We start from the raw sequence: 17,925 nt of genomic DNA, 5'->3' as shown, positions 1-17,925 counted from the left end.
ACCTCGCCTGATGGCGAGGTTTTTTTATGCGCAAATATGTCGTAACCCACTAAAACAGATAATAAAAGCTATACTTTACGGATATCTGTTGCGACGAAGGAAAGGAAAAAGATGCGTCGTGTAAAACTGCTTTGTTCACTCATTATGCTGCTTGCGAGTCAGGGCGCGCAGGCGGTGAGTTATCCGCTGCCGCCAGAGGGGAGTCGCCTGGTGGGTAGCACTTTGACTATTACGGTTCCACAAGGAAACACCAAGCCGCTGGAGGCATTTGCCGCTCAGTACGGGCAGGGGTTGAGCAATATGCTTGAAGCCAATCCGGGCGTCGATGTTTTTCTGCCTAAATCGGGTTCAACGCTGCTTGTGCCACAGCAACTGATACTTCCGGATACCGTGCGTGAGGGGATTGTCATCAACGTCGCCGAGATGCGGCTTTACTATTATCCTGCTGGCAGCAATACGGTTGAGGTTTTACCCATTGGCATTGGTCAGGCGGGTAGAGAAACGCCGCGTAACTGGGTGACGGCGGTCGAACGTAAGCAGGAAGCACCAAGCTGGACGCCGACGCCAAATACCCGACGTGAATACGCCGCTCGCGGTGAAAGCTTGCCGGCTTTTGTTCCTGCCGGACCAGAAAATCCGATGGGCCTGTATGCAATTTATATTGGCAGGCTTTATGCCATTCACGGGACAAATGCCAATTTCGGTATTGGTCTGCGGGTAAGCCAGGGGTGCATCCGTTTGCGGAATGACGACATCAAGTACCTGTTTGATACGGTGCCTGTAGGGACGCGAGTACAACTGATAGACCGACCGGTGAAATACAGCGAAGAGCCGGACGGTAGTCGCTGGGTGGAAGTACATGAGCCGCTGTCACGAAACCGTTCGGAATACGAGTCTGACAGAAAGGTGCCTTTGCCAGTCACTCCCGCTTTGCGCACCTTTATCAGCGGGAATGACGTGGATGTGAGCCGCGGGAGCCAGGCACTGGAAAGACGTTCCGGTATGCCGGTGAACATCAGCCTGGTACAGAAGCATTATTAATTTTCAGGGCGACCCTGTTTACCTTCAGGTCGGATGGGTCGCTTTTTTAATTTGATACTGCCCCATTTTTACCACGCCAATATGGTCAGCCATTAGCTGGGCTTCGTGTTCACTGTGGGTAACCAACAGCGCCGTTTGCCCGGCGGCGCGCAAAATATCCCGTACCTCGTTGCCAAGACGCTCACGCGTGCGCTTATCCAGGCTGGAGAAGGGTTCATCGAGCAACAGGATTTCCGGATGTGGCGCCAACGCGCGAGCAAGGGCGATACGCTGTTGTTGCCCGCCGGAAAGCTCATGCGGATATCGGTTGGCATGGCTGTGTAACTCCACCATTTTCAACAGCTCAGTCACTCTGGCCTGTTGTTCCTCACGCGGCATGCGACGCAATCCAAAGGCCACATTTTGCTGCGCGGTCAGATGGGGGAATAACGCATATTCCTGGAAGACCATGCCGACATGACGTTTTTCCGGTGGCAGATGAACGCCGGGACCGGCAACACGTCGCTGTGACACATAGATCTCTCCGTTTTGCAGGCGTTCAAATCCGGCTACTGCGCGTAGCACCGTGGTTTTTCCGCAGCCTGAAGCGCCCAGCAGACAGGCAATTTCACCTTTACGTACCGACATTGAAAATCCGCTCAGTACCGATTGCTGGCTGTTGCCATAAGCAACATGTACATCCTGGAGTCGTAATGCAATTTCTGACATTGTTGCTCTCTTAACCACGGCGAGTCATTTGGTGACGCACCAACAAAATAACCGGTAGCGTGCCAGCTAAAACAATCATTAGCGCGGCGATAGCACCTTCTTCATAGGTTCCACGTGCGGCTTCCGCATACAGCAACGTTGCCAGCGTTTCAAAATTGACCGGGCGCAAAAGCAACGTTGTTGGCAGCTCTTTCATGGCATCAGCAAAAACCAGCAGGGCACTGCTGACTAACGCCGGGCGCAGCAGGGGAAAATGGACTCGTGCAAACGTCCCCGCACCATTCTCACCCAACAGACGAGACGCCTGTTCCAGCGAAGGTGGAATGCGGCCCAGACCAGAATCCAGCGCGCCAATGGCAATCGCCTGGAATCGCATGGCACAACAAATTACCAGCAGGATCCCGGCGGACATCAGCGGCAGGCCGCGAACATCCAGTAAATCTGCCAGCCAGCGGTCGACAGCCATGGCGGGGGGTAAAAAACCAATCGCCAGAATTGTGCCGGGAACCGCATAGCCTAAAGAGGCCAGACGCATCACGCCGCGACGAAATCCCGGCATGGCGTTGTCTGCGGCGCTATGACGCGCGCTCCAGGCCACCAGCATACTGACGCAAACCACCACTAGCGTAGTTCCCGCTGCCAGCGATAGCGTATTTTGCAATGCTGACAGTAACGAAGAGGAAAGGGGGTTCTCATCACCTATACGTTTGGCGCTTTCCCACATTAAAAACAGTACCGGAGCCAGAAAACCCAGCACAACCGGCAGTGAAATAACGCCACCGAGCAGCCAACCACGCCAGCCACGCACGCGCGTTGGTTGAATTTCCCGCAGGCTGCGGCTGCTGAATCCTTGTTTTCTGCGACCATAAAATTCCAGCGTCAGAATAAGGAATATAAACATCAGCATCATGCAGGCAATTTGTGCCGCGGCAGATAAATCAGACCGCGAGATCCATGTGGTGTACACGGTAACGGTTAACGTCTGTACACCGAGAAACTCCGATGCGCCAATATCGTTGAGCGTTTCCAGCAGTGCCAGACTGATCCCAACGGCCAACGCCGGACGAGCCATGGGCAAAGCAACACGAAAGAAGGTTCCGGTTGCGCTGCATCCCAGCGTGCGTGCGGCTTCCAGTAAATGAGCCGGTTGGCTAATAAACATGGCGCGGGTTGTCAGATACACGTATGGGTATAGCACTAATCCGAGCAGGATGATTGCGCCGGAAAGTGAGCGTAAATCAGGCAGTCGGAACTGTCTTGGGCTGTCAAAACCCAATAAAAAACGGATAAACGTTTGCAGAGGGCCAATCGGATGCAGCAGATCGAGCCATGCAAAGGCCACAATGTAGGTCGGCATCGCCAGCGGCAACAGTAACGCCCAACTAAGTATTTTACGTCCAGGAAAATCCCATGCCGTTACCGCCCATGCGCTGCCTACGCCAATCACGCCGACCATCACCGCGACACCGGCTAATAACAGCACGGTATTTTTTAGTGCGGCAGGCAGTACATACGTCAGGAGATTATCCCAGTGAGATAAATCGGCCTGGGTAGCCTGCCAAATCAGCGCAATGATGGGTGTCAGAACGCCAAGCGCTACGCACAGCGCGCCAAGATGTAGCGGCGTTAATAATGACTGCGGCCCGGAAACCAGGCCGCGTAACGTCGGAAACTGCAGAGGTTTATTGATCGAATCCAACTTTATCTACCAGCAGACTAGCTTGTTTACGATATTTAACGATTTCGGTTAACGGCGTTTTATCGACGTCGATTTCACCAATGGTTGCGCTAATAACCGGGTCAAGCGTCACGCCTTTCAGTACCGGGTATTCGAAGTTCGCTTTTGCATACTGCTGCTGGGCAGGTGCGGAAACCAGATATTCCATCAGCTTAACGGCATCGGCTTTATTTGGTGCATAGCGGGCTACAGCTGCGCCACTGATGTTGACGTGTGTACCGCCATTTTCAAAGGTGGGTTTAACGACTTTAATCGCATCGCCCCACTGACGTGCATCACTGCCTTCTTTGGCGTTTTTCATATGGCCGACGTAATAGGAGTTGGCGAGACCAATATCGCAAATGCCGCCGAGAATATCGCGAGCTACATCGCGGTCGCCACCGGTAGCTTTACGCGCCAGGTTAGCTTTCACACCGCGCAGCCATTCTTCGGTCTTTGCTTCACCGTGATGAGCAATCATTGCGGCGATCAGCGCCGTGTTATACGGGTGCTGTCCGGAACGAATACAGACTTTACCTTTGTACTCAGGGCTGGCGAGTTGTTCGTAATGCCAGTTATCGATTGGCAGTGACTTCTCGGCATACAGCACGCGGGCACGCATCGACAGCGCAAACCACTGATTATCTGCGCCGCGCAGATTAGCCGGAATAGCGGTTTTCAGTGCTTCTGACTCTACTGGCTGAGTTACACCCGCTTCCACTAAATCAATGAGGTTACCGGCATCAACGGTCATCAGCAGGTCAGCAGGTGAATTTTTACCTTCAGCTTTAACGCGCTCAAGCATACCGTCCTTGATATAGACCGTACTGACTTTGATGCCGCTGGTTTTGGTCCAGCTATCAAGCAAAGGCTGGATCAGACCCGGTTCACGGGTGGTATAGAGCGTTAACGTTTCCTGAGCGAAAGCCGGTAGGCTAACAGAGAAGACCAGGGCAGAGGCAAGTGTGATACGGCGCAGTCCGGCGCGAGGCAGAGAATTCATCGTTTATATCCCAGAGTAATTGGAACGTACAGTGAACCGAGCGGGGGGCTCGTTCCTTTGGCCCGCGTACAATAAATGATAATCACTAGCACTTACAATAATTGCAAAGTTTAAACGATTTACATTTACATAACTTTAATCAACGTTGTGATACGGCATGTAACATGCGGTGCAGAACAGGCAGGGGGCTTATGAGAGGGATTTTATAGCGACCTGAAAAGCAAAAAACCTGCTTAGTTTCCTAAGCAGGCTTCTTAAATATGGCTCCTCTGACTGGACTCGAACCAGTGACATACGGATTAACAGTCCGCCGTTCTACCGACTGAACTACAGAGGAATCGTGTGAACGAGGCGCATATTACTGACCTCACCATGAGGTGTCAACAGTAAAATTAGCGCGTCATTTCAATTGGTTAATTAATCTTCAAATTCAGCGTTAATGCACATTTGGTGAGCGACAATGGCCACCTTAGCGGGTATCGCGTAACCGCTCCATGGGGTTCTGGCGGTAAAATTGAATGAAACGTTGCCATAATGCCGGAAAACGTGGTGCAAATAATTCAGGGGCACTGAAGAAATACTCTGATAGAACGGCAAAGCATTCGGCAGGATCGGTCGCTGCGTAGGCATCTATACTGCACGCGGTTTCACCGACCAGATCAATTTCATCCTGAATGTTATTCATTGCGGCATGCAGATCGTGCTCCCAACTGGCAATATCTCGCAGAGGGATCGCCGGAATACCGCTGGCACGGTCGCCATTACGCATATCAAGCTTATGTGCCACTTCATGGATGATCAGATTAAAGCCGGAGGCATCAAAAGAATCCTGAATGTCGAGCCAGTTGAGGATTATCGGACCTTGCTGCCAGCTCTGCCCGGACTGTACAACACGTTGATTATGTACCAGCCCAATATCGTCTTCCCATTCATCGTCCACGACAAACGGGGCAGGGTAGATGAGAACTTCATGAAAACCGTCGAGCCACTCGATCCCCAATTCCAGAACAGGCAAACAGAAAAGCAGCGCAATGCGCGCACTTTTTAGTGGATCAAGTTCAAACCCCTGAAGCGCTACCAATCTTTTTTGCTGTAAAAAGCGCTCGGCCAGGGCGATAAGCCTGGCTTGTTCTTGCTCGGTGAGATTCACCAGAAGAGGAATAGCCAGGGCGTCGTCCCACGGCCAGTCGTCACTCCGGGTTGTTTCTTGCTCTTTCCAGGGCCACTTAATCATCGTTTTGCTCGCAAACTCGTCACTTGAACGAAATTGACGGAACGGGGTCTGTTAAAATGCCAAATTACCTGGCATCATGGCAACCGCCAAAACGGAGAGATGCCAGAGCGGCTGAATGGACCGGTCTCGAAAACCGGAGTAGGGGCAACTCTACCGGGGGTTCAAATCCCCCTCTCTCCGCCACTATTCAAGCACTTGCACGCCTCGCTTTCAACGACAGTTCTCATGGATGTTTTTTTCTTTGAGTATCCTCACAAGTTTATCGTTGTAATGCCCGTGTGATAAAAAAAATACGTTTCGGATAAATAAAAAGCCCGCTTCATATGAAGCGGGCTTGCTTGTTTTTGCGTCAATTAGAACTGGTAGACTAAACCAACCGCAACGATGTCGTCAGTTGCGATACCATTGCTTTCATAGAAGCTGTCGTCTTCATCCAGCAGGTTGATTTTATAATCGACATAGGTGGACATGTTTTTGTTGAAGTAGTAAGTCACACCCACATCAACATATTTGACCAGGTCTTTGTCGACATAACGCCAGTTACCGCGACTGACTTCCTGACCACCTAAATCCTTGCCTTTAGACTGCAGGTAAGCGATGGAAGGGCGTAGACCGAAGTCGAACTGGTACTGCGCAACTACTTCAAAGTTCTGGGTTTTGTTGGCGATACCGTAATCACCGTAAGCGGTCATATTGCGAGTTTCTGCGTACATGGCAGCCAAGTAAATATCATTGGCATCATATTTGGCACCCACGGTCCAGGCATCCGCTGTGTCACCGCCTGCATAGCTGTTGGCATGGCTACTATCGCCACGGCCAGCAGCAACCTGATTGTTAGAACGGTCAGAACTGGAGTATGCAGCGCCAAGACTTAAACCGAAGTCGAAGTCATAAGAGGTGGACATACCGAAACCGTCGCCGTTCTCACGTGTCAGGTCCCGACCTTTACCATTACCGGTACCTTCGCCTGAACCACCGTCTTCATTATTGCCCTGATACTGCAAAGCAAAGTTCAGGCCATCAGCCTGCCCAAAGAAGCCTTTATTGCGATAGGTGGCTACGCCGTTGGTACGACCGGTCATATACACGTCGGTTTGGGTGTAGGAGTCACCGCCAAATTCTGGCAGCATATCGGTCCAGGCTTCTACGTCGTAGACCACGCCGTAGTTACGACCATAATCGAAGGTACCATTCTGGCCAAAACCTAAACCGGCGAAGGCCAGACGAGTTGCAGAATTTGCGCCGTCACCTTCAGCGGTATTGGCCTTAATGTTATATTCCCACTGACCGTAACCAGTCAGCATCTCGTTGATCTGGGTTTCGCCTTTAAAACCCAGACGCGCATAGGTCTGATCGCCATCGTTGCCCGCATCGTCAGAGAAATAACGCAGACCGTCGACTTTACCGTACAGATCCAGTTTATTGCCGTTCTTATTATAGATTTCAGCCGCATTTGCTGCGCCTGCAGCTAATAAAGCAGGGAGAAGCAGTGCCAATACTTTTCTTTTCATTATGTATTCCCTTTGCATGATAATTAAAATGAATATGTAGTACTATCCGAGTGACTACATTTGGATACTATCTATGAAGTTCATTTAATTTAAAATATAACATGTAACAAATGTATTTAAAATATTTCAAAATGTTTCTTTTACATCTTTATATAATTATGCGTGTGTGTTAATTACATTGGTATTCGCCATGTGAATTGTTTTTAATCAGTTAGTTATATGTGTTTATCTATTTATTTGTTATGTGTATTTTATTTGTTTTGGATGTTTGTTTTTAATATTCATATAAATTATTTTTCGATATTGGCGTGGTGGGCTTTATAAATTCATGTGGATTTTATTTTTAGTGCAATAATAAAAGATGATTATGTAATGGGGCGGGCAGTGGTCTGCAATGAAAATTGTTGCTAAGGTGATTTTCTTTCTACAAAGGAGATAGCATGAAACTGCACGACTGGCAGTCGCGATTTGAAGCCTGGTTAGCTGATAACCATTCTGGACAAGATGCTGCACATGACATCTTTCACTTTCGACGTGTGTGGATAACGGCGCAAAAGCTGAGTACAGATGCAACCGTAGACTGGCTGGTGGTGTTGACCGCGTGCTACTTCCACGATCTCGTCAGCCTGCCAAAGAACCATCCTGAGCGTCATTGTTCGTCGGTACTGGCAGCCAAGGAAACACGTTGTGTTTTGATGCGCGATTTTCCGGATTTTCCACAACAGCGGTTATCGGCAGTGTGTCATGCCATTGAGGCGCACAGTTTTAGCGCCAAAATCGCGCCAGAAACCCTTGAAGCGAAAATCGTGCAGGATGCAGACCGGCTTGAGGCGCTGGGTGCAATTGGTTTAGCGCGCGTATTTGCCGTTTCAGGGGCGTTGGGGGTTGCGCTGTTTGATGCGGAAGATCCGTTTGCCCGAAAGCGTAGCCTTGACGATAAACAGTACGCGCTCGATCACTTCCAGACCAAGTTATTGACGTTGCCGTTGACGATGCAAACCGAGCAAGGGCGGCATTTGGCACAACATAATGCGGATTTTTTACTGACGTATATGGCGAAGCTGAGCGCGGAGCTAAAAGGAGAATACGAAATGCTGGATCTTGACGCGATTCAACCCTTTAAAGCGCGCTAGTCGCCAATACGGCTGAAACGTCAACCGTGCTAATTTATGTTAATCTGTCGGTTATCCATTTCTGCCGGTTAAATGTATGCAGGATAATTTTTCAGTAGCAGGCTCCATGAACCCGATGACAGATGAAAACGAGGCCGACGTGCAGGTGATGTTGGCCAAGTTGCTTGAAATATATGACGTGAAAACGCTGGTTGCTCATCTGAATGGCGTTGGTGAGAACCGCTGGAGCCCGGCCATCTTTAAGCGAGTGGTTGCTAATGAAACATGGCATCGCCTCAGCGACCGCGAGCTCATTCATCTGAATACTTTGTTGCCGAAACCACCTGCGCATCATCCGCATTATGCCTTTCGCTTTATCGATCTTTTTGCCGGTATTGGCGGTATTCGTCGCGGCTTTGAAGCGATTGGCGGGCAGTGCGTGTTTACCAGTGAGTGGAACAAGCATGCGGTGCGCACCTATAAAGCGAATAACTACTGCGATCCGCTCCAGCACCGCTTTAATGAAGATATTCGTGATATCACACTCAGCCATCATGACGGGGTGAGTGACCAGCAGGCGGCAGAACATATTCGCCAGCATGTTCCTGAACATGACGTGCTGTTGGCCGGATTCCCATGTCAGCCATTTTCTCTGGCTGGTGTATCAAAGAAAAACGCGTTAGGGCGGGCCCATGGTTTCGCCTGTGATACGCAAGGCACACTTTTTTTTGATGTAGTGCGCATTATCGATGCGCGTCGGCCAGCCATATTTGTGCTCGAAAACGTCAAAAACCTGAAGAGTCACGATCAGGGCAAAACGTTTCGCATCATTATGCAAACGCTGGACGAACTGGGTTATGACGTGGCGGATGCGGCGGATAACGGTCCGGACGATCCGAAAATTATCGATGGGCAACATTTTTTGCCTCAGCATCGCGAACGTATCGTGCTTGTCGGCTTCCGACGCGATCTGAATTTGAAATCAGACTTCACGCTGCGGGATATTGTCACGCGTTATCCGCAGCGGCGTACTACGCTTGCGGAACTGCTTGAGCCGACCGTCGATGCGAAATATATACTGACGCCGGTGTTGTGGAAATACCTCTATCGCTATGCGAAAAAGCATCAGGCGCGGGGCAATGGATTTGGCTATGGCATGGTGTATCCCGGTAACCCTGATAGCGTAACGCGCACATTATCTGCGCGTTATTATAAAGATGGGGCGGAGATCCTGATTGACCGTGGCTGGGATATGGCGCTGGGTGAAAAAGATTTTGACGATCCGCAGAATCAGCGCCACCGCCCACGCAGACTTACGCCCAGAGAGTGCGCGCGTCTGATGGGGTTTGAATCTCCGCAGGGCTATCAGTTCAGGATCCCTGTGTCAGATACCCAGGCTTATCGCCAGTTTGGTAATTCGGTGGTCGTTCCGGCATTTGCGGCGGTGGCCAGGTTGCTGGAGCCGAAAATCAGGCAGGCAGTTGCTATTCGCGAGAAAGAGAACCAGCGTGGCAGACGTTCACGATAAAGCAACACGCAGTAAAAATATGCGGGCGATAGCTACCCGCGATACCGCAATTGAAAAACGCCTTGCCAGCGTGCTGACAGAGCAGGGGGTAACGTTTCGCGTGCAGGATGCGACGTTACCCGGTCGCCCTGATTTTGTGGTGGATGATTATCATTGTGTGATTTTTACTCATGGCTGTTTCTGGCACCACCACGATTGCTATTTGTTTAAAGTCCCCGCGACACGAACGGAATTCTGGCTGGAAAAAATAGGCAAAAATGTCCAGCGCGATGCGCGGGATTGTGAAAAGTTGCAGGCTCTGGGCTGGCGCGTACTGATTGTCTGGGAGTGCGCCCTGCGTGGTCGCGAAAAGCTGGACGATGAAGCGTTATCTGAACGTGTCATCGAGTGGATCTGCGGCGGTGGCGACACCGCGCAGATCGACACACTCGGTATTCATTTACTGTAACGTTTTTTCCGACGGGGTAGCAACGGCATCCGCTTTAACAGGGAACAGGTATTTCCCCAACGTTACCAGCACCACAGCAAACACGATCACGCCGAGTGCCAGCCATTCGATAGGGGCCAGTCTTTCACCCCCCAGACCGGTACCTAACAGCACGGCAACAACCGGATTGACGTAAGCATAGCTGGTGGCTAGCGCCGGGCTGACATTGCGGATCAGGAACATATACGCATTAATAGCAATAATGGAGCCAAACAGGGCCAGGTAAGCCACAGCCATAAAGCCTGAAAATGTTGGCATGGTGGTCAGTTTTTCCCCGGAGAGTAGCGATGCGCACATCAGCACAATACCGGCGGCTAACATTTCAATGGCTCCGGCCATCATGCCAACGGGTAGCGTAATGCGTGAACCGTACACTGAGCCAAACGCCCAGCTTATTGAACCGATCAGGATCAAAATAGCGCCCCACGGATTGCCACTTAAATTGCCCCCGCTGTTCAGCATGATGATCCCTGCTAGCCCAATCGCTATCCCCAACCATTCCAGCTTGCGCGTTTTGATGCCAAAAAAGTGGCTAAAACACAGCGTAAATAACGGGACGGTGGCGACCACCACGGCGGCAATACCGGAAGGGACATTTTGGTGTTCTGCGACGGTGACCAGACCATTACCCACAGCCAGCAGCAGGATACCAATTAACGCGGCGTTCAGGATTTGGCGTAAGGGGGGCAGCTTATGCCCACGAATAAGTAAGAAACTTGTTAATAAAATTCCCGCGGAGAGAAAACGTACGGCTGCCATCATTAACGGCGGCCAGCTTTCAACGCCAATGCGAATAACGAAGTACGTGGAACCCCAAATGATGTACAGCGCGAATAGCGCACTGAAAAGCGGTAACAATTGCCTGAAACGCATAATCCCTCACGGTGGAAATAAAAAGGTGCAACATAGTAAACGTCAAAACTATCTTACTGGCGAGATTTATAATTACGTGTTGATGTTAAAAACTTGTTGACCAGAAAGGTCAGTTTCAGCATGGCGTGTTTTACTTCATACTTATGACTGCAAAAAAATAATATTGAGGGTGAAAATTTTGGCAGGAAGTAGCTTACTGACCTTACTCGATGATATCGCCACGCTGCTGGATGATATCTCAGTGATGGGAAAACTGGCCGCGAAAAAAACCGCGGGCGTGCTGGGGGATGATCTGTCGCTTAATGCACAGCAGGTGTCGGGCGTGCGGGCGAACCGCGAACTCCCGGTGGTCTGGAGTGTAGCGAAAGGATCGTTTGTTAACAAAGTTATTCTGGTGCCGTTGGCGCTATTGATAAGCGCATTTATTCCCTGGGCGATCACCCCCTTATTAATGGTAGGCGGGGCGTTTCTCTGTTTTGAAGGGGTGGAAAAGGTTCTGCATACCCTGGAGGCGCGTAAGCACAAAGAAAGCCCGGAAGAGCGTCAGCAGCGTCTGGCTGCCCTGTCCGCACAGGATCCACTCACCTTTGAGAAAGATAAAATCAAAGGGGCAATACGTACCGACTTCATTTTGTCTGCCGAGATTGTCGCAATTACGCTGGGTATTGTAGCGGACGCCCCTTTGCTGAATCAGGTGTTGGTGCTATCTGGTATCGCGTTAGTGGTGACCGTGGGCGTGTATGGCCTGGTCGGGATTATCGTTAAGCTTGATGACATTGGGTACTGGTTGGCAGAAAAGCGCAGCCTGCTTGCCCAGTCGCTGGGGAAAGGGTTGCTGGTGGTTGCCCCCTGGCTGATGAAAACACTTTCGGTGGTTGGCACACTGGCGATGTTTTTAGTGGGAGGCGGCATTGTGGTACACGGAATATCGCCGCTGCATCATGCGATTGAACATTTTGCTCAGCAGCAAAGTACATTGATTTCGCTAATGCTTCCGACTCTGCTTAACCTGGTGCTCGGCTTTATCATCGGTGGGATTGTCATTCTGCTGGTAAAAGCTGTCGCCAGAGTGCGCGGAATTTCGCACTAATTGTTACAGGACTGATTACGCAAAACGCCTCCTTGTCATCTAAGGTGTAAAGGTTTCTCTTGATACAGGAGGCAGGTATGGTCTTTTCTGTCAGTGAGGAAGTCACCTCCAAAGAGGGTGGCCCACGTATGATCGTTACCGGGTATGCCAGCGGAATGGTGGAATGTCGCTGGTACGACGGCTTTGGCGTTAAACGGGAAGCATTCCGTGAAGATGAACTGGTGGTGCCTGGAGAGCGAAGACAGCTCTCCCAGGATGCCTGAACATTTGGCTCGACCGTAACCTGGTGATCTCTCACCCATTAGTTATATTTATCATTCCGGTGAGAATTATTTACTTGTCAGGCAAAAAAATTGCAGATAAGGTTTGGTTCACATCAGATTTTCTGGTGTAACGAATTTACAAGTGCTTCTTGCATAAGCAAGCTTGATCCCGACCCGATAAGGGCCGGGATTTTTTTCGCCCTCAGTCAGCGATTGATCTCCGACACGCTAAAGTCATGGATATCAAGCTCGAACGCATCGGCCAGTTCATGCCATGTATGGTAATCACGCCCGTCAACGCTGACGCGCTCCGGGTCATCCTGGCTGCGATGAATTTCACTCTCGCAGATTTCGTTGATTGCCTTTAGCAGCGCGTCGACATCGACGCTGACTTCACTTTTGGCCGTATCGCTGTACTCTTTCGCGGTTTTCATCCTCATACCTCTCAACCGTTAAGGATACCGGGGGAGCGTACCCAAACATCAGATACGCACAACTTAAGTATAGACCGTCGATAAAACCCGCAATCGCGCGTGCACAGCGCTGCCAGAAAAAGGAATTTGTTCTACACTGGCACAAAGCCACAGGAGGAAAACTATGAAGGTGAATGATCGGGTCACAGTCAAAACGGACGGCGGTCCTCGTCGACCGGGCGTGGTACTGGCAATCGAAGAATTTAGTGAAGGCACCATGTACCTGGTTTCGCTGGAAGACTACCCGCTCGGTATCTGGTTCTTTAATGAATCAGGTCATCAGGATGGTATCTTTGTGGAAAAAGTGGAGTGAGATGAGTTTCGCTGTTTGATTCTGACTGGTGGAGTCGCCACCAGTCAGAACGTTTTAGCGCATATTCACAAAGATACCATTGGTGACGTTATCCGTAAGCCTTACAACGTGATAGATAACTTGCTTATTATGCGTTTTAATCTTTCGTTTTATATTCCCCTTATGGGATGACACCGTCTTGGCTTTGATATTCATTTGATCTGATATCTGTATTGTTCCCTGACCCTCCATCCACATACGCAGCATGCTGGATTCGGTTCGACTTAATGATAATGTCGGCAGATTCACATCAATAGCAATATCTACTTCCTTTTTCAGAATATCGCCAAGTAGTTTATCCAGTGAATCAGGTTTAATCGATTTAGAACTAATCAATAAATTTTTTCTGACGAGTAGATATTCATCAAAATGCACGTTGGCAATTGCCATAAACACAATAAATAATGTGCTGGGATGCTGATTAATGATTTGCTTTATTTGCTGGCTATTAGCAGGATCGTGGATAAAGCAGTCCTCATTAATAAACACCACAGCGGGTTGTTGAGAGACACAGGCGAGACTGAGTTCATCAACGTTGGAAATGTTGTTGATTTCCCTTTTTTTCACTCCCCGACTTACCAGATATCCGGTTAACCCTAGTCGGGTGTAACTGCATAAATCCATAATAATCGTTGACATGGCATACCCTCACTCAATGCGTAACGATAATTCCCCTTACCTGATTATTTCATCACAACTAAACGGAATAATAACGACCCAAGATGACGCTTTCGCTGTTTTTCAGGCGAATTTACTATCCCGTAAAGTTGCGTATAATTTGCCAGGAAACATCTTAAAGTAAAGTGAATGTTGCGTTATGTGAGTGAGACAAAAACAAATAAGCCGCGACAGAGATATCCTGGTGGATGTTGTCACTTTTTAAATTTAGGACAATCCTTAGTAAAACAGGATAAAAAATAAGGGTTATTATTTTCCAGGCATTTCGCTGACGATATCGGCCAGTAAATTAAAAATCTCACTGAATAATCGTTCACAGAATGGCGCAATTAATGGCATTAGCGCCGCCATTAGTGAAATACCTACGGTCAGAGTGAGAGGAAAGCCGATGACGAAAACCGACAGCTGTGGTGCCATGCGATTTAACAAACCAAGTGCGAGGTTCAGCGTGAGCAGTAGCGTCATTACCGGCAGGGCCAGCATTAGCCCGTTGAGGAAAATCAGGCTACCCGCCCGTGCCAGTGCGAGAAACGCATTGCTGTTCACCGGATTGCCGCCGATGGGCAGAGTATGAAAAGTATCTACCAGCAGCGAAATCAGCCATAAATGGCCGTTAAAGGTCAGGAACAGCAGCATGGCGAGCATGTCGATCAGTCGTGCCAGAACCGGCATATTCAGACGGCTACCGGGATCGAAGAACGTCGCGAAGGAAAGGCCCATTTGCAGGCCAATTAATTCCCCGGCGGTACGTACTGCGGCAAACGCAAACTGCATGGTGAAGCCTAATGCGATACCGATCAGGATTTGTTGCATTGCCTGCCAAAGCGCGCCAACAGAAAAGATGGGGACGTCAACGGCGGGAATCGATGGGGCGATAACGACGGTAATCATCAACCCCAGCCCCAGCTTTACCCGTTTGGGGATGGCTCGTTCACTGAGGATGGGGGCCGTTGAGATGAGCGCCAGTATGCGCAACAAAGGCCAGAAGTATAAATTCAGCCAGTGGAGCCACTCAACGCTGGACACCTGCAACATAACGTTGTCTACCCGATGATATAGGGGATATTGCTGAACAGCGTACGCACGTAGTCGAGCAGCAGGTTAAGCATCCACGGGCCAGCAACAATGATGGCAATAAACACCGCGACAATTTTGGGGATGAAGGACAGCGTCATTTCGTTAATCTGGGTCGCCGCCTGCAGAATACTGATGATAAGACCCGTGATGAGAGCGACCAACAGCAAAGGCGCGGCAAGGGCCAGGGCGACTTTCATCGCCTCTGTGCCCATCATCATGACCGATTCAGGAGTCATTTCGCGCCTCTAACTGTAAAAGCTTTGTGCCAGCGAGCCGACAAGTAGCTGCCAACCGTCTACCAACACAAACAGCATCAGCTTAAACGGCAACGCGATTGTGGCGGGCGGTACCATCATCATCCCGAGCGCCATCAACACGCTAGCGATCACCAGGTCGATAATCAGAAACGGAATAAAAATGGTAAAGCCTATCTGGAATGCTGTTTTCAGCTCACTGGTGACATAAGCGGGCAGCAAAATTCGCATCGGCACGGCTTCTGGTCCCTGTAACGGACCGCTGTTTGCTAAGCGCGCGAAGAGTGCCAGATCGGCTTCACGGGTCTGGCGCAACATAAACTCACGCAGCGGCTGGGCGCCTTTCTCCATGGCTTCCTGCATGGAGATCTTCTCTTCGCTGAACGGTTGGTATGCGTCAACGTAGATTTTATCGATCACCGGCGACATGATGAAAAAGGTCAAAAAGAGCGCCAGGCCCAGGAGCACCTGGTTAGGTGGTGCTGAGGGGGTACCCAGCGCATTTCGCAGTAGACCAAAAACGATGATGATGCGGGTGAAGCTGGTCATCATCAGCAAAATTGCAGGCAGGAACGTCAGCGAGGTGATGAACACCAGCGTCTGTACGGGTAACGTCCAGTTTTGTCCGCCGCCCGGCAAAGGCTGACTGACCAGACCCGGGAGTTGGGCGAGGGCAACGGGGCTGAAAAGCCACAAGCCTGCCAGCGTAAGGGATAACAAACGGCGCATCAGGATCTCCCAGGACGCTTCAGCAAACTCTTCATCATGGCCTGGAAATCCGCAGGGGAGGCCGTTTTTTCTTCTGCATCGGCAGGTGCCGGGGGCAGGGTGTGCAGGACGTTAATCTGCGAGGCTGTGACGCCCAGTACCAAACGGGCATCTTCGACCTCGACAATCACCACGCGCTCACGTGGACCCAGTGAGGTACTGGCCGTGACTTTCAGCCCGCGCGTACCGGCACTTTTGGGGGCAAACCCCAGATGTTTAATGACCCAGGCCGCCGCCAGGATCAAGACGATGATCCCGAGCAGCGCGCCGCTTACTTGCACCAGCGGTGAGCCGGGAACGGCGGCGGGTTGAGAAACGGTAGCCTGGGTATTCATGATTAACGACTCAGGCGGCGCATACGTTCAGACGGGGTGATAATGTCAGTGATACGCACACCGTATTTATCCGCGACCACGACAACTTCGCCCTGGGCAATCAGATAACCGTTGATCAGAATATCCAGCGGTTCGCCTGCCAGACCATCCAGTGCGACAACCGAACCCTGCGTCAGACGCAGCAGCTCTTTGATGGTCATGCGGGTACGGCCCAGTTCGACGGTCAGCTTGACCGGAATGTCCATGATCAGGTCGATGTCCTGCAAAGCACCGCTGACGTCGCCGCCACCTAACTGCTGGAATACCGCATCGGCCGCACTTTTGGTGGGCGTGGTTTTTTGCTCGTTTAACGCGTCAGCCCACAGATCGTCCAATGCGCCAGTGTTCTCATCGGACGGATTATTCATATCACTCATTTGGGCTGTTCCTCATTCAGCGAATTCAAAATCGGGTTTATCAGATGTTCTACGCGTAACGCATACTGACCGTTTACGGTGCCATACTGGCTGGTCAGCACAGGCACGCCGTCCACATGAGCAATAATGCGGTCGGGTTTTTCAATCGGCAGTACATCGCCGGGTTTCAGTTTTAAAATCTGGGATAGCCGCAGCGGAATGTCGGCAAAGTTTGCCACCAGCTCCAGCTCAGAATGCTGAACCTGACGCACCAGATTATTGCGCCAGTTCTGATCTTCATTACGTGAGTTTTCCAGCGGCGGATTCACCAACAGCTCACGCAACGGTTCAATCATGCTGAATGGCAGACAGATGTTAAATTCACCGGTCAGGTTGCCAATTTCAACGTGGAACGGGGTATTCACCACGATGTCGTTCGGAGAGGTAGTGATATTGGTAAATTTTACCTGCATCTCAGAACGGACGTATTCCACTTCCAGCGGGTTGATGGCCTTCCACGCGTCGCTGTAGCTTTCCAGCGCCAACTTCAACATGCGGTTGATAACGCGCTGTTCCGTGTGCGTAAATTCGCGGCCTTCGACTTTCGTCGGGAAACGACCGTCACCGCCAAACAGGTTGTCTACGGCGATAAATACCAGACTCGGTGAGAACACCACCAGACCCGTACCGCGCAGCGGCTTCAGGTGGATTAAGTTCAGGTTGGTCGGAACCGGTAAGTTGCGCGCAAATTCATGGTATGGCTGGATACGGATCGCACCCACGGTAATATCCGGGCTACGGCGCAACAGGTTAAATAACCCCATACGGAACTGGCGCGCAAAGCGTTCGTTAATGATCTCCAACGCCTGTAAACGCTCACGTACCACGCGACGCTGAGTGTTGGGATCATAAGGACGAATATCGCTTTCTTTTGCGATACCTGAAATGGGTTCGTCTTTGGTTTCGCTATCGCCGTTGAGCAATGCGTCGATTTCAGCCTGAGAAAGAATACTGTCGCCCATGTCT

20 protein-coding genes, 2 tRNA genes and 1 pseudogene are annotated in these 17,925 nt (G+C 50.5%); 8 read left to right on the top strand and 15 right to left on the bottom strand.

What is annotated here, in order from left to right; all coding sequences use genetic code 11:
* The first annotated feature begins 111 nt into the window (after positions 1 to 111).
* Positions 112 to 1,041, top strand: a complete 930-nt coding sequence (ldtA, locus tag OGY13_RS17515; protein WP_174771392.1) for a L,D-transpeptidase — start codon at positions 112 to 114, stop codon at positions 1,039 to 1,041.
* 24 nt (positions 1,042 to 1,065) lie between these two features.
* Here the strand turns inward: ldtA and OGY13_RS17510 are convergent, their stop codons facing one another.
* The 5 genes from OGY13_RS17510 to mtfA all read right to left on the bottom strand — a co-directional run bounded on the left by OGY13_RS17510 (position 1,066) and on the right by mtfA (position 5,703).
* Entirely contained in the window at positions 1,066 to 1,749 is a 684-nt protein-coding gene (locus OGY13_RS17510; protein ID WP_032669186.1) for an ABC transporter ATP-binding protein, read from the bottom strand.
* 10 nt (positions 1,750 to 1,759) lie between these two features.
* Positions 1,760 to 3,448 carry an ABC transporter permease gene (locus tag OGY13_RS17505; protein ID WP_191227065.1) on the bottom strand — a complete coding sequence of 563 codons (1,689 nt, stop codon included), beginning with the start codon at positions 3,446 to 3,448 and terminating at the stop codon, positions 1,760 to 1,762.
* The gene (locus OGY13_RS17500) at positions 3,432 to 4,469 is read right to left on the bottom strand and encodes an extracellular solute-binding protein (protein ID WP_003834073.1); all 1,038 of its coding nucleotides are present in this window, start codon (positions 4,467 to 4,469) and stop codon (positions 3,432 to 3,434) included. The genes OGY13_RS17505 and OGY13_RS17500 overlap by 17 nt, the downstream gene beginning before the upstream one ends.
* A 261-nt stretch (positions 4,470 to 4,730) precedes the next feature.
* Positions 4,731 to 4,806, bottom strand: a tRNA-Asn gene (locus OGY13_RS17495).
* Between the two features lie 132 nt (positions 4,807 to 4,938).
* Positions 4,939 to 5,703: a DgsA anti-repressor MtfA gene (mtfA, locus tag OGY13_RS17490; RefSeq protein WP_032943883.1), complete on the bottom strand. Its 765-nt coding sequence runs from the start codon at positions 5,701 to 5,703 to the stop codon at positions 4,939 to 4,941.
* 93 nt (positions 5,704 to 5,796) lie between these two features.
* On the opposite strand from mtfA, the gene OGY13_RS17485 reads away from it, so the two are divergent.
* Positions 5,797 to 5,886 (top strand) — tRNA-Ser (locus OGY13_RS17485).
* Positions 5,887 to 6,056: 170 nt separating this feature from the next.
* Here OGY13_RS17485 and ompC read toward each other — a convergent pair.
* A complete protein-coding gene (gene ompC / locus OGY13_RS17480; RefSeq protein WP_060683647.1) occupies positions 6,057 to 7,214 on the bottom strand; it encodes a porin OmpC in 1,158 nt (385 codons plus the stop codon).
* A gap of 440 nt (positions 7,215 to 7,654) precedes the next feature.
* Between ompC and OGY13_RS17475 the strand changes: the two genes are divergently transcribed.
* From OGY13_RS17475 to OGY13_RS17465, 3 genes are all read left to right on the top strand, one after another.
* Entirely contained in the window at positions 7,655 to 8,347 is a 693-nt protein-coding gene (locus OGY13_RS17475) for a phosphohydrolase (protein ID WP_060683648.1), read from the top strand.
* 76 nt (positions 8,348 to 8,423) lie between these two features.
* Entirely contained in the window at positions 8,424 to 9,854 is a 1,431-nt protein-coding gene (locus OGY13_RS17470; protein ID WP_008785123.1) for a DNA cytosine methyltransferase, read from the top strand.
* Positions 9,835 to 10,302: a very short patch repair endonuclease gene (locus tag OGY13_RS17465; RefSeq protein WP_003839067.1), complete on the top strand. Its 468-nt coding sequence runs from the start codon at positions 9,835 to 9,837 to the stop codon at positions 10,300 to 10,302. The genes OGY13_RS17470 and OGY13_RS17465 overlap by 20 nt, the downstream gene beginning before the upstream one ends.
* Here the strand turns inward: OGY13_RS17465 and yedA are convergent.
* Positions 10,294 to 11,214 (bottom strand): drug/metabolite exporter YedA, encoded by a 921-nt coding sequence (gene yedA, locus OGY13_RS17460; protein ID WP_057067691.1) that lies wholly within the window; start codon positions 11,212 to 11,214, stop codon positions 10,294 to 10,296. The genes OGY13_RS17465 and yedA overlap by 9 nt on opposite strands.
* A 178-nt stretch (positions 11,215 to 11,392) precedes the next feature.
* On the opposite strand from yedA, the gene OGY13_RS17455 reads away from it, so the two are divergent.
* Together OGY13_RS17455 and OGY13_RS17450 are read left to right on the top strand one after the other, a co-directional pair.
* Positions 11,393 to 12,304, top strand: a complete 912-nt coding sequence (locus OGY13_RS17455; RefSeq protein WP_213752301.1) for a DUF808 domain-containing protein — start codon at positions 11,393 to 11,395, stop codon at positions 12,302 to 12,304.
* Positions 12,305 to 12,381: 77 nt separating this feature from the next.
* Positions 12,382 to 12,567 (top strand): YodC family protein, encoded by a 186-nt coding sequence (locus tag OGY13_RS17450; RefSeq protein ID WP_003834060.1) that lies wholly within the window; start codon positions 12,382 to 12,384, stop codon positions 12,565 to 12,567.
* 206 nt (positions 12,568 to 12,773) lie between these two features.
* Here OGY13_RS17450 and yodD read toward each other — a convergent pair whose 3' ends face one another.
* Complete coding sequence (gene yodD, locus OGY13_RS17445) at positions 12,774 to 13,001, bottom strand: YodD family peroxide/acid resistance protein (protein ID WP_213752300.1); 228 nt, start codon at positions 12,999 to 13,001, stop codon at positions 12,774 to 12,776.
* A gap of 163 nt (positions 13,002 to 13,164) precedes the next feature.
* On the opposite strand from yodD, the gene dsrB reads away from it, so the two are divergent.
* Positions 13,165 to 13,353, top strand: coding sequence for a protein DsrB (dsrB, locus tag OGY13_RS17440; protein ID WP_003030419.1), 189 nt, complete (start codon positions 13,165 to 13,167; stop codon positions 13,351 to 13,353).
* Positions 13,354 to 13,407: 54 nt separating this feature from the next.
* On the opposite strand, the gene rcsA is transcribed toward dsrB, so the two are convergent.
* The 7 genes and pseudogenes from rcsA to fliM all read right to left on the bottom strand — a co-directional run bounded on the left by rcsA (position 13,408) and on the right by fliM (position 17,921).
* Entirely contained in the window at positions 13,408 to 14,031 is a 624-nt protein-coding gene (gene rcsA, locus OGY13_RS17435) for a transcriptional regulator RcsA (protein WP_003030421.1), read from the bottom strand.
* Positions 14,032 to 14,264: 233 nt separating this feature from the next.
* Positions 14,265 to 15,105: pseudogene (gene fliR, locus OGY13_RS17430) on the bottom strand (flagellar biosynthetic protein FliR).
* An 8-nt stretch (positions 15,106 to 15,113) separates the two neighbouring features.
* Positions 15,114 to 15,383 (bottom strand): flagellar biosynthesis protein FliQ, encoded by a 270-nt coding sequence (gene fliQ, locus OGY13_RS17425; RefSeq protein ID WP_008785117.1) that lies wholly within the window; start codon positions 15,381 to 15,383, stop codon positions 15,114 to 15,116.
* A 9-nt stretch (positions 15,384 to 15,392) separates the two neighbouring features.
* Positions 15,393 to 16,130 (bottom strand): flagellar type III secretion system pore protein FliP, encoded by a 738-nt coding sequence (gene fliP / locus OGY13_RS17420; RefSeq protein ID WP_003834056.1) that lies wholly within the window; start codon positions 16,128 to 16,130, stop codon positions 15,393 to 15,395.
* Positions 16,130 to 16,507, bottom strand: coding sequence for a flagellar biosynthetic protein FliO (gene fliO, locus OGY13_RS17415; protein WP_213752328.1), 378 nt, complete (start codon positions 16,505 to 16,507; stop codon positions 16,130 to 16,132). The genes fliP and fliO overlap by 1 nt, the downstream gene beginning before the upstream one ends.
* Entirely contained in the window at positions 16,507 to 16,920 is a 414-nt protein-coding gene (gene fliN / locus OGY13_RS17410) for a flagellar motor switch protein FliN (RefSeq protein WP_003030433.1), read from the bottom strand. The genes fliO and fliN overlap by 1 nt, the downstream gene beginning before the upstream one ends.
* Positions 16,917 to 17,921 (bottom strand): flagellar motor switch protein FliM, encoded by a 1,005-nt coding sequence (gene fliM / locus OGY13_RS17405; RefSeq protein WP_003030434.1) that lies wholly within the window; start codon positions 17,919 to 17,921, stop codon positions 16,917 to 16,919. The genes fliN and fliM overlap by 4 nt, the downstream gene beginning before the upstream one ends.
* Between the last annotated feature and the right edge of the window lie 4 nt (positions 17,922 to 17,925).

This window comes from Citrobacter sp. Cpo045 (assembly GCF_030332875.1).
Classification (GTDB): domain Bacteria; phylum Pseudomonadota; class Gammaproteobacteria; order Enterobacterales; family Enterobacteriaceae; genus Citrobacter; species Citrobacter portucalensis.
Note: the sequence above shows the minus strand (reverse complement) of the source record. Positions and strands in the feature narration are given on the sequence as shown.

Coding starts and splice junctions, on each gene's coding strand:
- ldtA (WP_174771392.1), top strand. CDS start 112: ATGCGTCGTGTAAAACTGCTTTGTTCACTCATTATGCTGCTTGCGAGT.
- OGY13_RS17510 (WP_032669186.1), bottom strand. CDS start 1,749: ATGTCAGAAATTGCATTACGACTCCAGGATGTACATGTTGCTTATGGC.
- OGY13_RS17500 (WP_003834073.1), bottom strand. CDS start 4,469: ATGAATTCTCTGCCTCGCGCCGGACTGCGCCGTATCACACTTGCCTCT.
- mtfA (WP_032943883.1), bottom strand. CDS start 5,703: ATGATTAAGTGGCCCTGGAAAGAGCAAGAAACAACCCGGAGTGACGAC.
- ompC (WP_060683647.1), bottom strand. CDS start 7,214: ATGAAAAGAAAAGTATTGGCACTGCTTCTCCCTGCTTTATTAGCTGCA.
- OGY13_RS17475 (WP_060683648.1), top strand. CDS start 7,655: ATGAAACTGCACGACTGGCAGTCGCGATTTGAAGCCTGGTTAGCTGAT.
- OGY13_RS17470 (WP_008785123.1), top strand. CDS start 8,424: ATGCAGGATAATTTTTCAGTAGCAGGCTCCATGAACCCGATGACAGAT.
- yedA (WP_057067691.1), bottom strand. CDS start 11,214: ATGCGTTTCAGGCAATTGTTACCGCTTTTCAGTGCGCTATTCGCGCTG.
- OGY13_RS17450 (WP_003834060.1), top strand. CDS start 12,382: ATGGTCTTTTCTGTCAGTGAGGAAGTCACCTCCAAAGAGGGTGGCCCA.
- yodD (WP_213752300.1), bottom strand. CDS start 13,001: ATGAAAACCGCGAAAGAGTACAGCGATACGGCCAAAAGTGAAGTCAGC.
- dsrB (WP_003030419.1), top strand. CDS start 13,165: ATGAAGGTGAATGATCGGGTCACAGTCAAAACGGACGGCGGTCCTCGT.
- rcsA (WP_003030421.1), bottom strand. CDS start 14,031: ATGTCAACGATTATTATGGATTTATGCAGTTACACCCGACTAGGGTTA.
- fliQ (WP_008785117.1), bottom strand. CDS start 15,383: ATGACTCCTGAATCGGTCATGATGATGGGCACAGAGGCGATGAAAGTC.
- fliP (WP_003834056.1), bottom strand. CDS start 16,130: ATGCGCCGTTTGTTATCCCTTACGCTGGCAGGCTTGTGGCTTTTCAGC.
- fliN (WP_003030433.1), bottom strand. CDS start 16,920: ATGAGTGATATGAATAATCCGTCCGATGAGAACACTGGCGCATTGGAC.
- fliM (WP_003030434.1), bottom strand. CDS start 17,921: ATGGGCGACAGTATTCTTTCTCAGGCTGAAATCGACGCATTGCTCAAC.